The organism is Phenylobacterium sp. (genome assembly GCF_030681155.1).
GTDB lineage: Bacteria > Pseudomonadota > Alphaproteobacteria > Caulobacterales > Caulobacteraceae > Phenylobacterium.
Genome location: NZ_JAUXXE010000031.1, coordinates 22,680 through 40,342 on the forward strand (window position 1 = coordinate 22,680; position 17,663 = coordinate 40,342).

Genomic DNA, 17,663 nt, shown 5'->3' on the forward strand with positions numbered 1-17,663 from the left:
AAGCGGCCCGGCAGGTTAGGCGACTCCGCTTGGGTCCCCCGGATCAGCCTGCGGCTGACCGGAGGATGACGAGGTTTGGAGGAACTCCGTCACCGCCTCGATCACCTCGACCAGACCCAGGCGATCGACCCGCACGCCTTCCGGCAGGCTGGAAAACAGCCGCGTCGGAGCGGCGGCGTCCAGCATCACGAACACGCCCTTGTCGTCGGCGCGGCGGATCAAGCGCCCGAACGCCTGGCTGATCCGGGCGCGGGCGACGCTGTCGTCATAGCCCTTGCCGCCGAACCGGGTGCGGCGGGCCTTGTGCAAGATGTCGGGTCGCGGCCACGGCACACGGTCGAAGGCCAGCAGCCGCAGCGAGCGTCCCGGCACGTCGACCCCGTCGCGCACCGCGTCGGTGCCGAGCAAGCAGGCGTCCTCCTCGGCGCGGAAGATATCGACCAAGGCGCCGACCTCCAGCGGATCGACATGCTGGGCGTAGAGCGCCAGGCCCTTGTCGGCGAGCGGGGCGGCGATGCGTTCATGCACGGCGCGTAGCCGGCGGATTGCGGTGAACAGGCCAAGACCGCCGCCGCCGGCCGCCAGGAACAACTCACGCATCGCCGCGGCCACCTGCCGAGGATCGTCGCGCCCGACATCGGTGACCACATAGGCCCGCGCATTGTTCGCGTAGTCGAAGGGCGAGGCGAGTTTCAGCGTCTTGGGCCGGTCGGGCAGCCGCGCGGCGCCGGTGCGCATCTCGGCCAGGGCGAAGGGGTCGTCCAAGGTGGCGTCGGACAGCGTCGCGCTGGTGACCAGCACCCCATGGGCGGGGGCGATGACGGCATTGGTCAACGGCTCGGTCGGATCGACCCAGTGACGGCGGCTGGCGGCGTCCACCACCCGGCCATAGAGGAAGGTCGCGTCGAACCAATCGACGAAATCGGGGTCGTCCTCGGCGTCCTCGTCGATGGCGCGCAGCATCGAGCGCCAGGCCGGAAGCTGCATGCGGCAGCGACGGTCCAGGCCACGCAGCGCGCCCTCGATCCGCCCGCGATCGCTGGTGACGATCTGGGCGGCTTCCTCGTCCAGCAGGTCTTCCAGATGGCGGGCCAGGGCCAGCAGCGGCGCCTCGATCTTGGCCAGGGCGGCGGCGGCGTCCCGCGCGGTCGCGCGAACCCGGTCGAGCGCCGGCCGCGCCGCGCATTCCATGCCGACGTCCGAGGGCGCGGCGCGGGCGCGAAGCTGCTCGATGACCGCCACCAGAAAAAGCTCGATCGGGCCGATCGGGTTCACCTCGCCGTTGGGCGGGGCGATCCGTCCCGACCAGCCCTCGCCCGGCAGGGCGGCCGCGGCGTGCAGCGCGTCAGTCAGGGCGGTGCGCGCGTCCTCGCGATCGCCCAGCATGTCCATCAGCCGCGCCTCAAGCCCCCGGCCCCGGCGGCCACGGCCCTCCGGCCCGCGCATCCAGCGGCGCAGTTCGGCGGTCTCCTGCCCCGACAGCGCGGCGGAAAAGGCCGCATCGGCAGCGTCGAACAGGTGGTGGCCTTCGTCAAAGACGATGCGCTTAAGTTGGGTGGTTTCGCCGTCACCCTTGGAACCGCGCGCCGCACGGGCCCCGTCGAAGGCGGCCTGGGTCAGGACCAGGGCGTGATTGGCGATCACGATGTCGGCCTTGCGTGAGCCCCGGATCGCCTTTTCCACGAAGCAGGTTCGGTAGTGCGAGCAGCCAGCGTGGATGCACTCGCCGCGCCGATCGACCAGGTTCGCCGCGCTGGCCTGTCCCGCAGCCGGGACCGCGAACAGGGTGGGCAGCCAGGCTGGGAAGTCGCCGCCGGTCATGTCGCCATCGCGGGTTGCGCGCACCCATCGCGCCGCCAGGCCCATGCCGATCAGGTCCGCCCCGCCAAGCTGGGCGGTGTTGGCCATGTCCTGGAAATTCAGCAGGCAGAGGTAGTTCTCGCGCCCCTTACGGACCACGGCCTTCCGCGCCCGGACCTTGGGGTCGGGATAAATCGAATGGCTCTCGCGCTCGATCTGGCGCTGCAGGGCGCGGGTGTAGGTCGAGATCCACACCGAGGGTCCGTTGGCCTCCGCCCACAGCGAGGCAGGGGCCAGATAGCCGAGCGTCTTGCCGACCCCGGTGCCCGCCTCGGCCAACATCATGCGGGGCTCGCCCTCACGCTCGCGCGGCTGGAAGGCGTAGGCGGCTTCCGAGGCGTACTCGGCCTGGGCCGGACGGCTCTCGTCCAGCCCGGAGCGTTGCAGCAGCTCGGCCAGCCGTTTGGCGGCGTCCTCGCCGGCGATGGGGGTGGAGGTGGCTTCGCCCGGGGGCGCCTGGTCCTCCCACTCCATGACCCTGGTCCACACGTCCAGGCCCGAGGTCCGGAACTGATTGCCGACCGGACCGGAGCGCAGGGCCGCCACGATGGGCGGGCCCCAGGCCCAGCCGACCCGCATCAGGGTCTCGGCAATGGCCAACGCTTCCTCACGGCTGGGTTCGGGGGTCGCGGCGATCTCGGCCAGCAGCACCCGCGCGGCCTCGCGCAAGGTCTGGGCCTGGGCCGGCGCGCCCTTGGGCTCGGGCAGTCCCAGCGCCAGGGCCAGCCCCGCCGCGGACGGCGCGCAGAACCGCGCTGGCCGCACAAAAGCGAACAGCTCCATGGCGTCGAACAGACCCGAGGCGCGAGCCGGCGCATAGAGTCCCAAGCGCTTTGCGGTCATCGAGGCGTGAGCGACCAGGACCGGACCGCGCTCAAACAACTCCCGCGCATCGGGTGCACGCACCGCCTGGGTTCCGCCGCCATCGGCGACAGCGGCGCGCGGTCCCGGCAGCACCACGAGCGCCGGGGCGAGATCAAGGGTGGTGGAAGGGGCGTTCACCCCTTGGACTTAGCGACGTTCACGCCAGATGTCAGCGGCGACGTTCTCAATTTGATCTTCCGCGACGTCAGCCGATTTGGAGACAAATAGAAGTTGTCCTGCTCTCGCGCCTGAGTCCATGATCACAGCCAACCTGGCGACACAGTCCGGGACAGGGAAGAGACAAATGACGCGCCAGAAAGTGCTGGTCCTATACTTGGCCAATTCGGCGCTCGACGCGCCGACTGTGGCCTGGGCGGTCTATGATGGCACAGGCGAGACCCGCCCCATGGCCGGCGATACAGACACTCCACCCTACAAGACTGGCGTTGATGCTCTGAAGGATGGCTGGCGGCTCTTCCAGGCCTCGCAGATCTTGCCGCATCAACGCGGCGCGGAGTTCGACGTCAGCTACCTGAAGTACGAGTTCTTCTTCGAACGCCTTGTGGAGGTTGCGGCATGACCGGATTGCCCCTGCTCACCGCCAGTCAGATGGCCAGCTTCACGGCCCGCGGGTTCCTGCGATTCGATGGCGTCGTTCCGGACGATATCAATGCCCAGTTCCTGGCGGAGATGGGCGAGATCGCCTCGCCGCAGCCGGACTCCACGCTGCGCCAAGCCTATGGCCGGCTGCTGGCCGAGGCAGGCGTTCCCGAGGTTGCAGCCGGCACGCCGCTGGCGCGCGCCTACCCACAAGGCTCGGCCGTCAACCGCATGCTGGAACTGCCGCTGGTGGCCGGCGCTATTCGCAGCCTGGTCGGCGAGGACCCCACCTTCGACCACCATTTCCTGCACGTGACATTCCCGCCCGCCTATCACTCCGGCGGCGAGAGCGTATCCCAGCACACCCACCAGGACTCGACCATCGACCCGCGCACGGCCTTCGACGTGCAGATCATGTACTATCCGCACGCGGTGACGCGGGAGATGGGCGGCACGCGGTTCATCCCAGGCACCCATCTGCGCAAGGTTAGCGAGGTGGCGCTCGGCCGCTATCAGAACATCCGCGGCCAACAGCACATGGTCTGCGAGGCCGGCACCCTGCTCTTCCTGCATTCCGGCGTCTGGCACGGCGGCGGCGTGAACCTGGCCGAGCGCACCCGCACCATGTTCAAGATCCGTATGAACCCGAGCCGATCCCAAGCGCGGAAGTTCGACCTTTCCACCCTGCAACCCCAGTCGGCCCAGCGGCCGATCTTCTACGTGAAAGCTCAGCCGCCGGAGAGCATCGAGGAAATCCTGATGACGCCCGAGCCCTGGTTCGAACAGGACACCGGGCGGCTCGAAATGCTCAACCGCATCAAGCTGTGGCGCTACCTGACCGGCGACCCGACATACGACGCCGACTACTGGCTCACCCGGCTGGAGAACCAGGCGAGCGCCTGAATCCGATACGTCCTCGCCTGGCAAGCTTGACAAGAACGTACCGGGAACACAATTTGGCCGCACCTTTAGAGGGTGGGGCACATGGGATACGCGCACGACTGGGTTTCCGTAACCGGACTCGACAAGGACGAGGTGCTCTCCCGCCTTGGCCTCGTTGATCGCGGTGAGCCCCTCGACTATCCGAGGCGAGGCGACTTTGCATGGGCGATCACGGCTCAGGGCCGCGTGCTCATCGTCACCGACTACGATGAGCTGCCGCTGGATCGTATTGCGGAACTGTCTAGAGGCGCTTCGCTGGTCGCGGCCAGGGCCGAAGGCAACGACTGCACGAGCAGCGTCTGGGGCTATGAAGACGGCCGACAGATCTGGTCGGTAGCGACCGAAGCGCCGGGCGAAACCGACCGGCTTTACGACGAGGAGGTTGAAGGTAGCCTCATCGTGGCGGGGGATCCTCCGAGCGAATTCGCGGCGATCCGTGACCGCCATCTCGCCGAGCGGAACCTAGAAGACGACGACGCCGAAGACTTCCTGTTCATGGCTCCCTTGGAACTGGCGGAAACCCTTGGCGGCTGGGAGCCGGAGGGCAAGATCGGCCAGGACCTGCAGTTCTTCCGCGTGATCAGCGCTGGTCGCAGCGACCAATCAAAGGGGCTGGGCGACAAACCGAAAGTGAACAAACTCTGGGTCGGCTTGGCGATCCTACTGTTCGTGATCGCGGCATATCGGATGTGGCTCGCATAGCGCGGCAACGCGGACATCAAGGCTGCGTCGAGAAGCACCTTGCCTGAAACGGAACGGGAACATCATATGCGGTGATGGCTGACGCCGCGGCCACGCCGCCTGACCTGTTGCCCGAGAAATTCGCCACCTGGTTCGAGAGCCGGGGCTGGAGCGCGCGCGCGCACCAGTTGGAGATGATCGCCAAGGCTAGAGAGGGCCGCGACGCTCTGCTGATCGCGCCGACCGGCGGCGGCAAGACCTTGGCCGGCTTCCTGCCGAGCCTGATCGACTTGGCCCAGCGGCCGCCGTCCAACACGCCGCAGGGCATCCACACCCTCTACATCTCGCCGTTGAAGGCGCTGGCGGTGGACGTCGAGCGCAACCTGATGGCGCCGATCCTTCAGATGGGCCTGCCGATCGTCGCCGAGAGCCGGACGGGCGACACCGGTCAGGCGCGGCGGGCCCGCCAGCGGGTCAAGCCGCCGGACATCCTGCTGACCACGCCTGAGCAACTGGCGCTGTTCTGCGCCTGGGAGGGCGCGCGGCTCTACTTCGAGAATCTCTCCTGCGTCATCCTCGACGAAATCCACACCCTGCATTCGACAAAGCGCGGCGACCTGCTGGCGCTCGATCTCGCGCGCCTGCAGCAGTTCGCGCCGAACCTGCGACGGGTAGGGCTGTCGGCGACAGTGGACGATCCCGACGTGATCCGGCGCTGGCTGGCCTATGGAAAAATTCCCGATCCAGATCCTCCCCCTGTGGGGGAGGGGGACCTCGAAGTGGTGGAGGGGGCCGCAGCCGTACCGGGGGCGAAGTCCCCCTCAGTCGGCTTCGCCGCCAGCTCACCCAGCGAGGAAGCATCTAGGGCCGTCTACGAAACCGTCGATCTCGTGCGCGGTCCGGCCGGAGCCCAGCCGATCGTCGATATGCTGCTGTCAGAAGGCCGGGTGCCGTGGGCCGGCCACACCGCCAAACACGCCATGCAGGAGGTGTACGACACCATCAAGGGAGCCCGGACCGCCCTGGTATTCGTCAACACCCGTTTCCAGGCTGAGTTCGCCTTCCAAGAACTGTGGCGTCTCAACGACGACAACCTGCCCATCGCCCTGCACCACGGCAGCCTGGCCGCCGAGCAGCGTCGCAAGGTGGAGGCGGCGATGGCGCGCGGCGAACTCAGGGCCGTGGTCTGCACCTCCACGCTCGACCTGGGCATCGACTGGGGCGACGTCGACTTGGTCATCCAATTGGCCTCGCCCAAGGGCGCATCGCGGATGGTCCAGCGGATCGGCCGCGCCAACCACCGACTGGACGAGCCCAGCCGCGCCCTGTTCGTGCCCGCCAACCGCTTCGAGATGCTGGAATGCCAGGCGGCCCGGGAGGCCATAGCCGAGAACCGTTTCGACGGCGAACCCACCCGAATCGGCGCGCTCGACGTCCTGGCCCAGCACGTGATGGGCTGCGCTTGCTCCGAGCCGTTCGATCTCCTGGCGCTCTATGACGAGGTGCGTTCGGCCGGCCCCTATCGCGACCTGATCTGGGAGGACTTCGAGCAGGTCGTCGATTTTGTCTCGACCGGCGGCTACGCGCTCAAGACCTATGACCGCTTCCGCCGGATCGTGGTGGGCCAGGACGGTTTGTGGCGCGTGCGCAACGCCGAGACCGCCCAGTGCCACCGCCTGAACGTCGGCGCCATCGTCTCGCCCGCCGTGCTCACGGTGCGCATCGCAATGGGCAAGGCGCGGCGCGGCGGCCGCAAGATCGGAGAGGTCGAGGAGGGCATGCTCGAGATGCTCGACCCCGGAGACACCTTCGTGTTCGCAGGCCAGGTCTGGGCGCTGGTCGGCGTCACCGGCACGGAGGTGCTGGTCAGCCCCGCAACCAATCGCGATCCGAAAATGCCGTCCTGGGGCGGGTCGAAGTTCGCGCTCTCGACCTTCCTGGCGGGGCGGGTCCGCGAGCTGATGTACGACCAGGAGCACTGGAAGGTGCTGCCGGCCGATGTCCGAGAGTGGCTGGAAGTCCAGCGCGACCACTCGCTGATCCCGCCGGCCGACGACCTGCTGCTGGAGACCTTTCCGCGCGGCAAGCGTCACTTCATGGTGGTCTATCCGTTCGAAGGGCGGCTCGCCCACACCACCTTGGCCATGCTGCTCACGAGGCGGCTGGAGCGGATGGGCGCCGCGCCGCTGGGCTTTGTCTGCAACGACTATGCGATGGCGATCTGGGCCCTGAAACCCATGGACGGGCTCGATTTCGACGAACTCTTCGCCCAGGACATGCTGGGCGATGACCTGGAATCCTGGCTGGCGGAGAGCTTCATGATGAAGCGCGCCTTCAAGGGCTGCGCGATCATCTCCGGCCTCATCGAGCGACGCTTCCCGGGGCACGAGAAGACCGGGCGGCAAGTGACCTTCTCAACGGACCTGATCTACGACGTGCTGCGCCGACACCAACCCGACCACCTGCTGCTGCGCTGCGCACGCGAAGACGCTGCGACCGGCCTGATCGACGTCGCCCGCCTGGGCCTGCTGCTGGAGCGTATCCAGGGGCGCATCCGTCATTCGCCGCTGGAGCACCTTTCGCCGTTCTCGGTGCCGATACTGCTGGAGATCGGCAAGGAGCGCTCGCCCGGCCAGGCCGGTGAAATGATCCTGGCCGAGGCCGAGGAAGATCTGATCGCCGAGGCCCTGTCTTGAGCGCCCTGGCCTCGCCCTCCCCCGCCTACGCCTTCGCGGCCAGCCCCTGCGGAGGCTTGCGCACCCGCCTGAACGGCGCGGCGGTGACCCTGCGCGCCAGCGGCGCGCTATGGCTTGAGGAACAGCGAACCCTCGTTGTCGCTGACCTGCATTTGGAGAAGGGCTCGGCCTACGCCATGCGCGGCCAGATGCTGCCGCCCTATGACACGCGCGAGACGCTGCGGCGGCTGCAGGCCGAGGTGATGGCGACCTTGCCGGACGCCGTGGTCCTGCTTGGCGACACCTTCCATGATCGCAAGTCGGAGGATCGACTGGCCCGCGACGACGCCCAGACTTTGCGATCCCTGGCCGGCGCGACGCGGCTGATCTGGGTGATTGGCAACCATGACGCCGATGGGCCGCGCGCCCTGCCGGGAGATGTCGCCGACGAGCTTTCGGTCGCCGGCCTGACCTTGCGCCATGAGCCTGTCGAGGGGCCGCAGGTCGGCGAGGTCGCCGGCCACCTGCACCCTTGCGCCCGCGTTGTCGCCTCGCGCGGCAGCGTACGGCGGCGGTGCTTCGTGACCGATGGTTCGCGGATGGTCGTGCCGGCCTTCGGCGCCTACGCCGGAGGCCTGAACATCAGGGACGCGGCCTTCGCAGGCCTGTTCTCCCAGCCGCCGCTATGCGGAGCGCTGGGCGCCGACCGGGTCCACGCCGTCGGCTGGCGATCGGTGGCGGGCGACTAACCCTACATCCTGAGGGCCTGCTCCAAGGCCAGCGCCAGGGAGATGCACGCGCCCAGGGTCAGGGTGGTCATCAACCGCGGATAGCGGGCGGGTACGTCCGGCGCCGAATGGTCAAAGAGCCACTGCAGGATAAAGGCGCCCAAAAACCCGCACAGCAGCCAGGGCGTATCCAGCGAGCCCCGCGCGAATACAAGCGCCCAGGCGAAGGCGGGTGAAACGATAGAGGCTCCCAACCTGGTCCAGCGCGGCGTGGCGCGAGCGCTTTCCAGCCCCCAACGAATACCACCCAGAAAGCCCAGCACCACCGCCGACCAGGTCAGCAACACCGTCAACGCCGGCCCAGTCACGTCCGCCGGGCCAAACACATAGGCGACGGCCGAAACCGGGAACGGCGCCATGCACAGTAGCGCGATGACCCAGAGCGCCGTCGGCGCGGAGGCTTCGGCGTGAACTTCGGTGTTGGTGTGCATGTCCAAGCGGTCAGTTCCTCCGGAAGACGACCGAGGCGGCCCAGCCGGCGGCGAGCGCGATCGCTACCGAGACCAAGCCGTAGGACCATGGCCTGTTGTGGGCGAAGAGGTAAAGCGCCCGCTCGATCCCGGCCTTTTCCACGGTCAGGCCGCGCATGCGCCGCGACACCGGCTGGCCGTTCTGGAACAGGAATATCTCGGCCGTATAGACCCCGATGGGGGCGGCGGTCGGCAGGTCGATCTCGGCCTTGAACAGACCCCGGTCGACGAAGGTCACGCCCTGTTCGTCGGCGGCGTAGAGACCGCTCTGTTCCTTCAGCCGCACGACGGCGCGGCGCCAATCCAGATAGTCCTGACCCAGCCGGCTGACGACCACGTCGCGCACGCCGTAGCGCGTCTCGGTGCGCTCTTCGAGCGGCGCGTTGATCGCCAGATGATCGACGCCGGCCCCGAGCCGCCGCAGGGTGCCGAAGCTGGCGATTTCGCCCAGCGGCCGGGTCGAGGCGGCCATGTAGAAGCCGGGCGCGCCCTCGAACACCACCGGCCGGGAGTTGACCCAGACGCCGGCTACGCGGGTCTTGCGCGCCATCCGCAGCGGCGCCTCCGGTCCCCGCACGATCACCACCACGTCGCTGGGCTGGGCGGTCGGATCGAACACCGCCCCGTAAAGCACGATGCGCGCGCCGCGGAAGCTCGACGTCACCCGCACATTGGTGGTGGTCAGGGCGGCCGAGACCGCGGCGGGCGGCGTTTCCGGCGGAGCGGCGTAGGGCATCAGCCGTTCCCCGCCATCAGTACGAAGGGCTCGGCCGGCGTGAAAAATAGGCCAAGGCCCATGCGCAGGCCGACAGCCAGCACGATCAAGGCCAGCAGCGCCCGCAATTCCTCAGCCCGAAACCGCGAGGAGGCCCGCGCCCCGACCTGAGCCCCGAGAACCCCGCCGATCAGCAGCAAGGTGGCCAGCACCACATCGACCGTCTGGTTACGTCCGGCCTGCAGCACACTGGTCAGCGAGGTGGTGATGATGATCTGAAACAGGCTGGTGCCGACCACCACGCCTGCGGGCATGCGCAGGATATAGACCATCGCCGGCACCAGCACGAAGCCGCCACCGACCCCCATGATCGCCGAAAGTATGCCGACGAATACGCCAAGCACGAGCGGCGGAATGACGCTGATGTAGAGCCGCGAGCGGGGGAACCGCATCTTGAACGGCAAGCCATAGAGCCAAGGCGGGCGACGATCCTTGCGCCGCTTGGGGGGCGCGCCGCGCCGCTGGCGCAGGATCGAGGTCAGGGACTCGCTCAGCATCAGGGCGCCGATGACGCCGAGGAAGATCAGGTACGAGAGCGCCACCACGAGGTCTGCTTGGCCAAGCAGACGCAGCCAGCGGAAGATCTCGACCCCGATGAACGAGCCGACCGCGCCACCTGCGGCCAGCACGCCCCCCATTCGGAAGTCGACCGCCTTGCGGCGGGTGTAGGAGATCACGCCCGAGGTCGAGGACGCGGCGACGTGGTTGGCCTCGCTCGCCACCGCCACCACTGGGGGAATGCCAAGGAAGATCAGCACCGGCGTCATCAGGAAGCCGCCGCCGATGCCGAACAGGCCCGAGATGAAGCCCACCGCCGCGCCGAGCGCGATCAGTATGGGGGCGTTCACCGACACCTCGGCTATGGGCAGATAGATGTCCAAGAGCGCCCCTTACTCGGCGCGCGTCACCGCGTGAAGACCTGCAGCCGGGAAACCGTGGTCTGGTCGAGGCTGCCGTTCGCCACCAGGCCCTGTTCGCGTTGATAGGCGGCCACGGCCATGGTCAGGGCCGGCGACGACACGCCGTCCATCGGACCTTGGTAAAAGCCGAGCCGCGACAAAACCCGCTGGGCGGTGACCACGGCGGCGGCCGGAGCGACCGCCGTCTCTACGCCGGACGCCGAGGGATTGGCCGGGGTCGGCCGGAAGCCTTGCGCAGCGCGTTCCGACACGCTGCGCGCCTCGGGCGAGAGGCCGGCCCGGACCCGGGCCGCGCTCTTCCGGGCTTCCTCATCTCCGGTGCGGGCCGCAACCAGGTACCACTTGTAGGCTTCGGCCGCGTTCTGGGGTTCGCCCAGACCCTGCTCGTAGAGGGCGCCGAGATTGTACTGGCTGTCGACCAAACCCAGATCCGCGGCGCGGCGGAACCACTGGCCCGCCATGACGGCGTTCTTCGGGCCGCCCTTGCCCTCGATCAAGGCGATGCCGAGATTATGCATCGCATGCCGGTTGCCGCCCTGGGCCGCACGTTCGGTCCAGCGACGCGCCTCGGCCAGGTTCTTGGCCAGCCCGGCTTCACCGTTCTCATAAAGCTTGGCGAGATAGAACTGGGCCGGCGAGTGGCCGAGATTGGCCGCCTTGCGCAGGTTATCCAGCCCGCCGGGCGCCTTGGTCTCGATGGCGCGGACGGCGTCGGTATAGAGAGTCGCGAGCTCGGCCGACTCGGTCGCCGCCACGGGCGGACGCACCGTGCCCATTGGTTGGGGCGCGATCGCGACGGCGGCTAGCGGCGTGGTGTCGGCCTCGCCCGTCGAGATCTCGCCTGCCTTGTCGCTCTCGAACACCGCCAGGGCGTCGGCGACGCGCTGCGGCGGCGCGCCACGCGGCTCGCTGTCGGCGACGAAGTAGCTGGCTGCGCCAAGGCTGAGGAACGCCGCGCCGCCCGCAACCAATAGCGCGGTCTGCAATGTTCCGCCCGCCGCGCGCTTGGGGCGCATGCCGAAGCTGGAGAACAACGAGGGCGCCGCGGGCTTGTGCAGCTTCTCGACCTTCGCGCCGAGCTTCTTGGAGTCTCCGCTGGAAGCGGCCCGCGCCGCAGCGCGGGCTTGCTCGATGACTTCACGGGTCGTCAGCGGCCGTTCCGGCTCCGGCTCTACCGCCAGTTCCTGCAGTTCGGCGTCCGGCGGCGCGAGATCGAAGGCCGCCGCATTGAGTTCGGCCGCCTCGACAACCGCCTCGCCATCGGGCTGGGCGGCCGACAAAGCGTCCTCGGCGACCGGCTGCGCGGCTTCGGGCTCGGATGTGAGCACCGGTTCCGGCTCAACTGCCGCCGCGGCCATTTCACGCTCGAGTTCTTCAACCGGATCGCTCGGCGCGGCGGCGGTGAAGCCGTCGGCGGCTTCAAAGTCCTCGGCATCGAACGACACGGCCTCGGTCGTGTCCGGGAATGCAGCGGCGACCGGCGCCTCAGGCTCGTCATCGGCGGAGACGGCAGGTGCGACCTGCGGCTCAGCGCCCGCCTCGCCGGCGGCGAAGGCCTGCAAGGCCAGAGGGTCGGCCGTCGGTTCGGCCGGACCCAGATCGCGCAACGGATCGGGAGTGAAAGGCGAGAGCGGCTCGTCGCGCACCAGGCGGGGAGCTGGCGCAACGGCCAGGGCCTGTTCCGAAAGACGGCGCTGGGATTCAGCTAGGCTGCGATCGACCTTTTCGCGCGCCTCGTCGAGGAGGCGCGCCGTGCGTTCCTCGCTCTGGCGAATGCGCTCGACCAGATCCTCGGATGAACGCTCCTGGCGCTGGCTGAGCCGCTCGCTGACCTGGGCGACCTGTTCGCCGACATCGTCGATGGCCTGGGCCGCGCGGCGTTCGGAGCTGCCGATCCGCTCGGTCAGACGCTCAGTGATCTTGGCGATTTCCGAGCCAAGCTTTTCCAACGCTTCGGCATGGGCGCCTTCCGAGCGGCCGAACCGGGCTTCCATCGCCTCGGCGATGCGGGCGACTTCGCCGCCGACCTGTTCGATGGCGTCAGCGCTGCGGTTTTCGGCGTCCTGAACCCTACGGTTCAGGGTGTCGGCCATGGTCAGGACCTCGCGGCCCATCTTTTCGATGGCCTCGCTCGACACCTGTTCGGCGGCCCGCGCGGCCATTTCGCCGAGCTGCTGCTCCATGCGGCCGAACCGGCCGTCAGCAGCGGCCTGCATCTTCTCGGCGATTTCCTCGCGGACGATATCGACCCGTTGTGACAGCGTGGCGGCCAGGTCTTCCAGACGACGGTCGATGCTGGCGGCGCCGCCCCGATCGACGGCGTCCACTCGCTCGTCGAGGTGAGCGAACGCCTGACCCAGGCTGACGAACGCATCGGCGGTGCGCGCCTCGGCGTCGCTGAGCCGCGCATCGACGCGGTTGACCACTTCCTCGATCAGGGCGACCGCGGCTTCGTCGTCCTGAGCCCCGATCTCCTGAAGACGCAGCTCCATCGCCGCGAGGGTGTCGCGGGTCCGGCCTTCGCCCTCGTGCAGGTGATGGGCGATCTTGCCAAGCGCGGCTTCCAGCGAACGCAGCGCTTCTGCCGATCGCGGACCGGCGGCCTCGGACTCAACCCGCCGTAGGCGTTCGGCCAGGCGCGAGTTCTCGGCCCGGGCCTCCTGCATCGCGCCCTCGAAACGGGCCGCGACGGCGACATGTTCACGTTCGGCGGCTTCGATGCGGGCCATGGCCTGGCGCATCACCACTTCGGCGGCGATAGCGGCGGGAGTCTTGCGGATGCCTTCCTGCTCGACGCCGCCGTTCAGGCGATCAAGAGCGACCGCCACCCGCTCAGCCTCAGCAGTCGGCGCTTCGGCGCTCTCGACCAGTCGCGGCGTGAATTGCGGGCGTTCCGGGCGCTCGGCCCTTTCGTCGAAATAGGTTTGAGAGGTGATCTCTTCGGGACCCTCGTCCTCGAGGATCACGCGATTGAGCCATTCTCCGAGTGTCATGCCGGAGCGGCGGGCTAGGTCCTTTGCGACCTCCCTCGCCTTAGGGTCGATCCCTTTGACACTCCAGGGCGCCCCCGACGTCATTCGAATCGTTCTCCCAGCCCAATTGTGACGCTAACACCGATCCGTGGTATGTAAACGGATCCTTAACACTAGATATTGCGCCCAGGGCGAAAGCCTGTGGATTACCGTGTGTAGAGTGAGAACAAGACGAAATTCGGTTAATGCCGAGTTAAGGTTAACGCCGTCTCGCCTTTACCCGCCCCCATAGCCTGAGGTAGGCGGGACGGGAATGGACCTCAACTTGACCCTGGTGCTTTGCGCCGTGCTGCTGATCGTCGCAGCCTTCGCCGGATGGCGGGGGTCGAAGCCCCCGAACGTCATCAAGGGCCCGAGGATGATGCCCTGGCGCTTCATCATGGTCACGGCCGCGGCTTTCGCGATGTTCCTGATCGTCCACATCGTGAACCTGCTAGGCGTCAAGACCGGACGCTGAGCCTCATCCCTTCGGCCGCTTCGCCAGCCCGGAGACGCCGCCAGAGGTTAGCAGCCCCATATCGGCCAGGATCAACGGTATCGCCCACTTGTGGGGCGCAGCGATGTAGCGCGGCCGCCAGACCGGATCGTACTTGCCCTTGTAGGCCCGCACGCCCTGGAAATTGTAGACCTCCTCGCCCCGCTCGAAGATCAGCGCGCCCACGCGCGACAACACAGGGGCCAGGGGCCGGTCCTCAAGGCCTGACAGCGGGGCCATGCCGAACTCGATGGCCTGGTAGTTCTCGCGGCGTCCCCACTCAATCAACTCGACGAACAGGTAGTCCATGATGCGCCGAGGCCCCTCCTCGATGTAGCGCATCAGGTCCATGGAGAAGGCGCTCTTGCAGGCCGTGGTCCAGAGGGTGGCGAAGGCGATGATCTTGCCCTCAAACCGCACGATCGCGACCGGGAACTCCGCGACGTACGAGGGGTAGAAGCCGCCCATCGAAAAGCTCTTGTCGCCACCGGCATGATGCACCAGCCACGCATCGGAAATCGCCTGGATCTGCGGCATGATCTCATGCACGCGCTCGGGCGGGTACACCTCGAAGGACGCGCCAGCCTCGCCGGCCTGACGCCAGGCGCGCCGCAGGTTTCCACGCTTGGTGCCCTCGATGCTGAAGGTGTCCAGCGCCACCGCGGCGCTCTCTCCCACCTTGTGGATGGCGAAGCCCAGCTCGACCACATCGGGCAGGTGCTCGGCGTCCAAACCGTAGAAGCCAGGACGCGCGGCGTGGGCGTCCGCCAATTCCCGAAACCGCCACATCAAGTCCATGCGTTCGTCGGGGCGGCCGACCGGCGCGCCGAGCGAGATCCAGGAGCGCCCCCTCACACCGAACATCAGGAAGCTCTCGCCCGACGCCGAGAACAGGAACCGCTTGTCGCCGAGCAGGGCCAGGTTGGAGCCGGGCTCGGCGTCCTCGGCCTTGGCCAGGATCGCCCGCACACGCTCAAGCTCGGGATCGTCCTCACCCACCACCCGCGGCGTGGCGGCCGAGGCGAGCATCCGCCAGACGCCGAACGCGAACAGAAGGATCGCCGCACCGACCCAGGCGCGAATGGCGCGGGCGGCGTCGTCATCAGCCATTACCCGCCAGAACGGCTGGTCTCCATAGTCTGCATGCTGGAACGACCAGAGACCCAGCAGCCCGGCCCCGAACACCACGGCGAAGGCCGACACCAACCAGCCGGGCGTCACCTCCATCTGCGACAAGCGCGCCTTTCGCGGGAAGGCGCCACGCAGCGGGATCAGGACGGCGGCGAACAGAGCCAGCGTCGCCGCCTCCTCCCAGGCGAAGGCCTTCAGCAGGGCCAAAGGGCTGGCGATCAGCAGGGTGGCGACGCTCGCCGCCCACGCCCCGTCCAGCCGCGCACGCAGCCCGAAGGCCAGGAGAACCAGGATCAGGCCAAGGATGCTCGACAGGAAGTGACTGATCTCGATCAGCACGACCGGCGTGACTTCATATATGCGCAGGAAGCGGTCGGGGATTGTCGGGGTGGCCCCAGAGGCCAGCAGCATGATCCCCGCAAACAGCGCGAGAATGGCCGCCACAGTTGGCGCGACGGCGAACAGCGCCGGTTTAACTTCCCGCCAGAATTTCATTCGCCCGCCAAAAGCCGTCCTAGGTAGCCGACATATAGCCTGATTTGGCGTCTACGCAGCGCGCTACCACCACGTCAAACAACCGTTTCGTTTCCCTTGCTCTTGAGGCGCCCGACGCTAATGTGGCCGGCGTAAAAGCAGATCCGATCACGGGAGGATTCCATGGCCGATTTCGGCGCCGGCGAACTCGACGCGTTCCGCGCCGAAGTTAAGGCCTGGCTGGAAGCCAACTATCCGGCGGAACTCCGCGACCCCAAGATCAAGAGCGACCCCGAAGCCATGTGGGGCGGACGCGCCTTCGCCGGCTCGGGCGACCCGCAGATCGTGTGGATGCGCAAGATGGCGCAGAAGGGCTGGACCGCCCCAACCTGGCCCAAGGAATACGGCGGCGGCGGACTGACCCCGCAGCAGGCGCGCGTGCTGGACCAGGAACTGGCCGCCGGCCGCTATCACGCGCCGCTGGCCTCTTTCGGGATCTGGATGCTGGGCCCGGTGCTGCTGGAATACGCGACCGAGGCGCAGAAGAAGGAATACCTGCCCAAGATCATCAATGGCGAAATCCGCTGGTGCCAGGGCTATTCGGAACCCGGCGCCGGCTCCGATCTCGCATCGCTTCAAACCAAATGCGAAGACAAAGGCGATCACTGGCTGATTAACGGCCAGAAGATCTGGACCTCCTACGCCGACAAGGCCGACTGGTGCTTCTGCCTGGTCCGCACTGACACGACGAAGAAGCACGAAGGCATCTCCTTCGTGCTTATCGACATGTCCAAGCCGGGCGTGGAAACCCGGCCCATTCAGCTGATCTCTGGCGAGAGCCCGTTCTGCGAGACCTTCTTCACCGACGTCCAACTGCCCAAGGACGCCCTGGTCGGCAAGGTCAACGGCGGTTGGGAGATCGCCAAGCGGCTGCTGCAGTATGAACGCCAGAATATCTCGGGCGGCTTTGGCGGCGGCGGCGGGGCCGGCGGCGCAGCCGGCGACCTGGGCTCCATCGCCAAGACCTATGCCGGCGTCGACGAAGCCGGCCGCGTGGCCGACCACGACCTGCGTCAACGGGTCACCCAGAACAAGATGAACTTCCAGGCGCTTGGCCAGACCATCGCCCGCACCGCCGCCGAGGCGAGGGCCTCCAACGGTCCGAGTGCGGCGACCTCGATCATCAAGTACGCCGCCGCCTCCTTCGCTCAGGAGCGGTCTGAACTGATGGTGGAGGCCATGGGCCACCAGGGCCTGGGCTGGGATGGCGAAGGCTATGCGCCCGGCGAACTGCTGGCGGTCCGCGGCTGGCTGCGATCCAAGGGCAATTCCATCGAGGGCGGCACTTCCGAGATTAACATCAACGTGGTCTCCAAGCGCGTGCTCGGCCTGCCAGACCCCAAGTAACCGCGATGGGCACCGTGCTATTGTGGGCGGCGCCTTTGTTTTTGATCGACGACATTTCTAGAGGCGAATTTCATGGCTGATTTTGGCGGCGACATCGAAACCTTCCGCGGCGAAGCCAAGGCGTGGCTGGAAGCCAACTTCCCCAAGGCCCTGCAGGCCGACCCGGCCGCGCAACTCGCGGCCATGGGCGGCGGCAAGGAAAGCGCCGACGCCAAGGCCTGGCGCGAAGCCATGGGCGCCAAGGGCTGGGGCACTCCGACCTGGCCGGCAGAGTACGGCGGCGGCGGCCTCAGCCGCCAGCAAGCCCGCGTGCTGCAAGAAGAAATGGCCAAGGTCGGCGCCCGCAACCCGATCGGCGGCATGGGCGTGATGATGTTCGGCCCGACCCTGATCGAGTACGGCACCGAGGAACTGAAGCGCCAACACCTGCCCGGGATCATCACCGGCTCGGTGCGTTGGTGCCAAGGCTATTCCGAGCCCGGCTCGGGCTCGGACCTCGCCTCGCTGCAGACCCGCGCCGAGGACAAGGGCGATCACTACCTGGTCAACGGTTCAAAGATCTGGACGTC

General features: G+C 67.7%; 14 protein-coding genes. 8 read left to right on the plus strand and 6 right to left on the minus strand.

Annotation, left to right across the window (positions count from 1 at the left end; genetic code table 11):
• Positions 1 to 15: 15 nt before the first annotated feature.
• Entirely contained in the window at positions 16 to 2,862 is a 2,847-nt protein-coding gene (locus Q8M13_RS07890; protein WP_305299241.1) for an ATP-dependent DNA helicase, read from the minus strand.
• A 166-nt stretch (positions 2,863 to 3,028) separates the two neighbouring features.
• On the opposite strand from Q8M13_RS07890, the gene Q8M13_RS07895 reads away from it, so the two are divergent.
• From Q8M13_RS07895 to pdeM, 5 genes are all read left to right on the plus strand, one after another.
• Complete coding sequence (locus tag Q8M13_RS07895; protein ID WP_305299242.1) at positions 3,029 to 3,304, plus strand: hypothetical protein; 276 nt, start codon at positions 3,029 to 3,031, stop codon at positions 3,302 to 3,304.
• Entirely contained in the window at positions 3,301 to 4,227 is a 927-nt protein-coding gene (locus Q8M13_RS07900) for a phytanoyl-CoA dioxygenase family protein (RefSeq protein WP_305299243.1), read from the plus strand. The genes Q8M13_RS07895 and Q8M13_RS07900 overlap by 4 nt, the downstream gene beginning before the upstream one ends.
• A gap of 81 nt (positions 4,228 to 4,308) precedes the next feature.
• Positions 4,309 to 4,968, plus strand: a complete 660-nt coding sequence (locus Q8M13_RS07905; protein WP_305299244.1) for a hypothetical protein — start codon at positions 4,309 to 4,311, stop codon at positions 4,966 to 4,968.
• Positions 4,969 to 5,042: 74 nt separating this feature from the next.
• Positions 5,043 to 7,643, plus strand: a complete 2,601-nt coding sequence (locus Q8M13_RS07910; RefSeq protein WP_305299245.1) for a ligase-associated DNA damage response DEXH box helicase — start codon at positions 5,043 to 5,045, stop codon at positions 7,641 to 7,643.
• On the plus strand, positions 7,640 to 8,371 hold the full coding sequence (gene pdeM / locus Q8M13_RS07915) for a ligase-associated DNA damage response endonuclease PdeM (RefSeq protein WP_305299246.1): 732 nt from the start codon (positions 7,640 to 7,642) through the stop codon (positions 8,369 to 8,371). The genes Q8M13_RS07910 and pdeM overlap by 4 nt, the downstream gene beginning before the upstream one ends.
• A 2-nt stretch (positions 8,372 to 8,373) precedes the next feature.
• Here the strand turns inward: pdeM and Q8M13_RS07920 are convergent, their stop codons facing one another.
• Genes Q8M13_RS07920 through Q8M13_RS07935 form a run of 4 tightly spaced genes read right to left on the minus strand, consistent with a single transcriptional unit; the run spans position 8,374 to position 13,541 of the window.
• Positions 8,374 to 8,841, minus strand: a complete 468-nt coding sequence (locus Q8M13_RS07920; protein WP_305299255.1) for a DUF3429 domain-containing protein — start codon at positions 8,839 to 8,841, stop codon at positions 8,374 to 8,376.
• 10 nt (positions 8,842 to 8,851) lie between these two features.
• Complete coding sequence (locus Q8M13_RS07925; RefSeq protein ID WP_305299247.1) at positions 8,852 to 9,616, minus strand: TIGR02186 family protein; 765 nt, start codon at positions 9,614 to 9,616, stop codon at positions 8,852 to 8,854.
• On the minus strand, positions 9,616 to 10,536 hold the full coding sequence (locus Q8M13_RS07930; protein ID WP_305299248.1) for a sulfite exporter TauE/SafE family protein: 921 nt from the start codon (positions 10,534 to 10,536) through the stop codon (positions 9,616 to 9,618). The genes Q8M13_RS07925 and Q8M13_RS07930 overlap by 1 nt, the downstream gene beginning before the upstream one ends.
• A gap of 23 nt (positions 10,537 to 10,559) precedes the next feature.
• A complete protein-coding gene (locus tag Q8M13_RS07935) occupies positions 10,560 to 13,541 on the minus strand; it encodes a peptidoglycan-binding protein (RefSeq protein WP_305299249.1) in 2,982 nt (993 codons plus the stop codon).
• 319 nt (positions 13,542 to 13,860) lie between these two features.
• Between Q8M13_RS07935 and Q8M13_RS07940 the strand changes: the two genes are divergently transcribed.
• A complete protein-coding gene (locus Q8M13_RS07940) occupies positions 13,861 to 14,064 on the plus strand; it encodes a hypothetical protein (protein ID WP_305299250.1) in 204 nt (67 codons plus the stop codon).
• Positions 14,065 to 14,067: 3 nt separating this feature from the next.
• On the opposite strand, the gene Q8M13_RS07945 is transcribed toward Q8M13_RS07940, so the two are convergent.
• Positions 14,068 to 15,708 carry a phosphatidylglycerol lysyltransferase domain-containing protein gene (locus Q8M13_RS07945; RefSeq protein ID WP_305299251.1) on the minus strand — a complete coding sequence of 547 codons (1,641 nt, stop codon included), beginning with the start codon at positions 15,706 to 15,708 and terminating at the stop codon, positions 14,068 to 14,070.
• A 162-nt stretch (positions 15,709 to 15,870) separates the two neighbouring features.
• Between Q8M13_RS07945 and Q8M13_RS07950 the strand changes: the two genes are divergently transcribed.
• Both Q8M13_RS07950 and Q8M13_RS07955 read left to right on the plus strand, forming a co-directional pair.
• A complete protein-coding gene (locus Q8M13_RS07950; protein ID WP_305299252.1) occupies positions 15,871 to 17,094 on the plus strand; it encodes an acyl-CoA dehydrogenase family protein in 1,224 nt (407 codons plus the stop codon).
• 72 nt (positions 17,095 to 17,166) lie between these two features.
• A partial coding sequence (locus Q8M13_RS07955) for an acyl-CoA dehydrogenase family protein (RefSeq protein WP_305299253.1) occupies positions 17,167 to 17,663 on the plus strand: 497 nt, incomplete at its 3' end.

Bases quoted from the DNA above. Each gene is read 5' to 3' on its own strand.
- Q8M13_RS07905 (WP_305299244.1), top strand. From the start codon at position 4,309: ATGGGATACGCGCACGACTGGGTTTCCGTAACCGGACTCGACAAGGAC.
- Q8M13_RS07945 (WP_305299251.1), bottom strand. From the start codon at position 15,708: ATGAAATTCTGGCGGGAAGTTAAACCGGCGCTGTTCGCCGTCGCGCCA.
- Q8M13_RS07950 (WP_305299252.1), top strand. From the start codon at position 15,871: ATGGCCGATTTCGGCGCCGGCGAACTCGACGCGTTCCGCGCCGAAGTT.
- Q8M13_RS07900 (WP_305299243.1), top strand. From the start codon at position 3,301: ATGACCGGATTGCCCCTGCTCACCGCCAGTCAGATGGCCAGCTTCACG.
- Q8M13_RS07910 (WP_305299245.1), top strand. From the start codon at position 5,043: ATGGCTGACGCCGCGGCCACGCCGCCTGACCTGTTGCCCGAGAAATTC.
- Q8M13_RS07920 (WP_305299255.1), bottom strand. From the start codon at position 8,841: ATGCACACCAACACCGAAGTTCACGCCGAAGCCTCCGCGCCGACGGCG.
- Q8M13_RS07925 (WP_305299247.1), bottom strand. From the start codon at position 9,616: ATGCCCTACGCCGCTCCGCCGGAAACGCCGCCCGCCGCGGTCTCGGCC.
- Q8M13_RS07895 (WP_305299242.1), top strand. From the start codon at position 3,029: ATGACGCGCCAGAAAGTGCTGGTCCTATACTTGGCCAATTCGGCGCTC.
- Q8M13_RS07940 (WP_305299250.1), top strand. From the start codon at position 13,861: ATGGACCTCAACTTGACCCTGGTGCTTTGCGCCGTGCTGCTGATCGTC.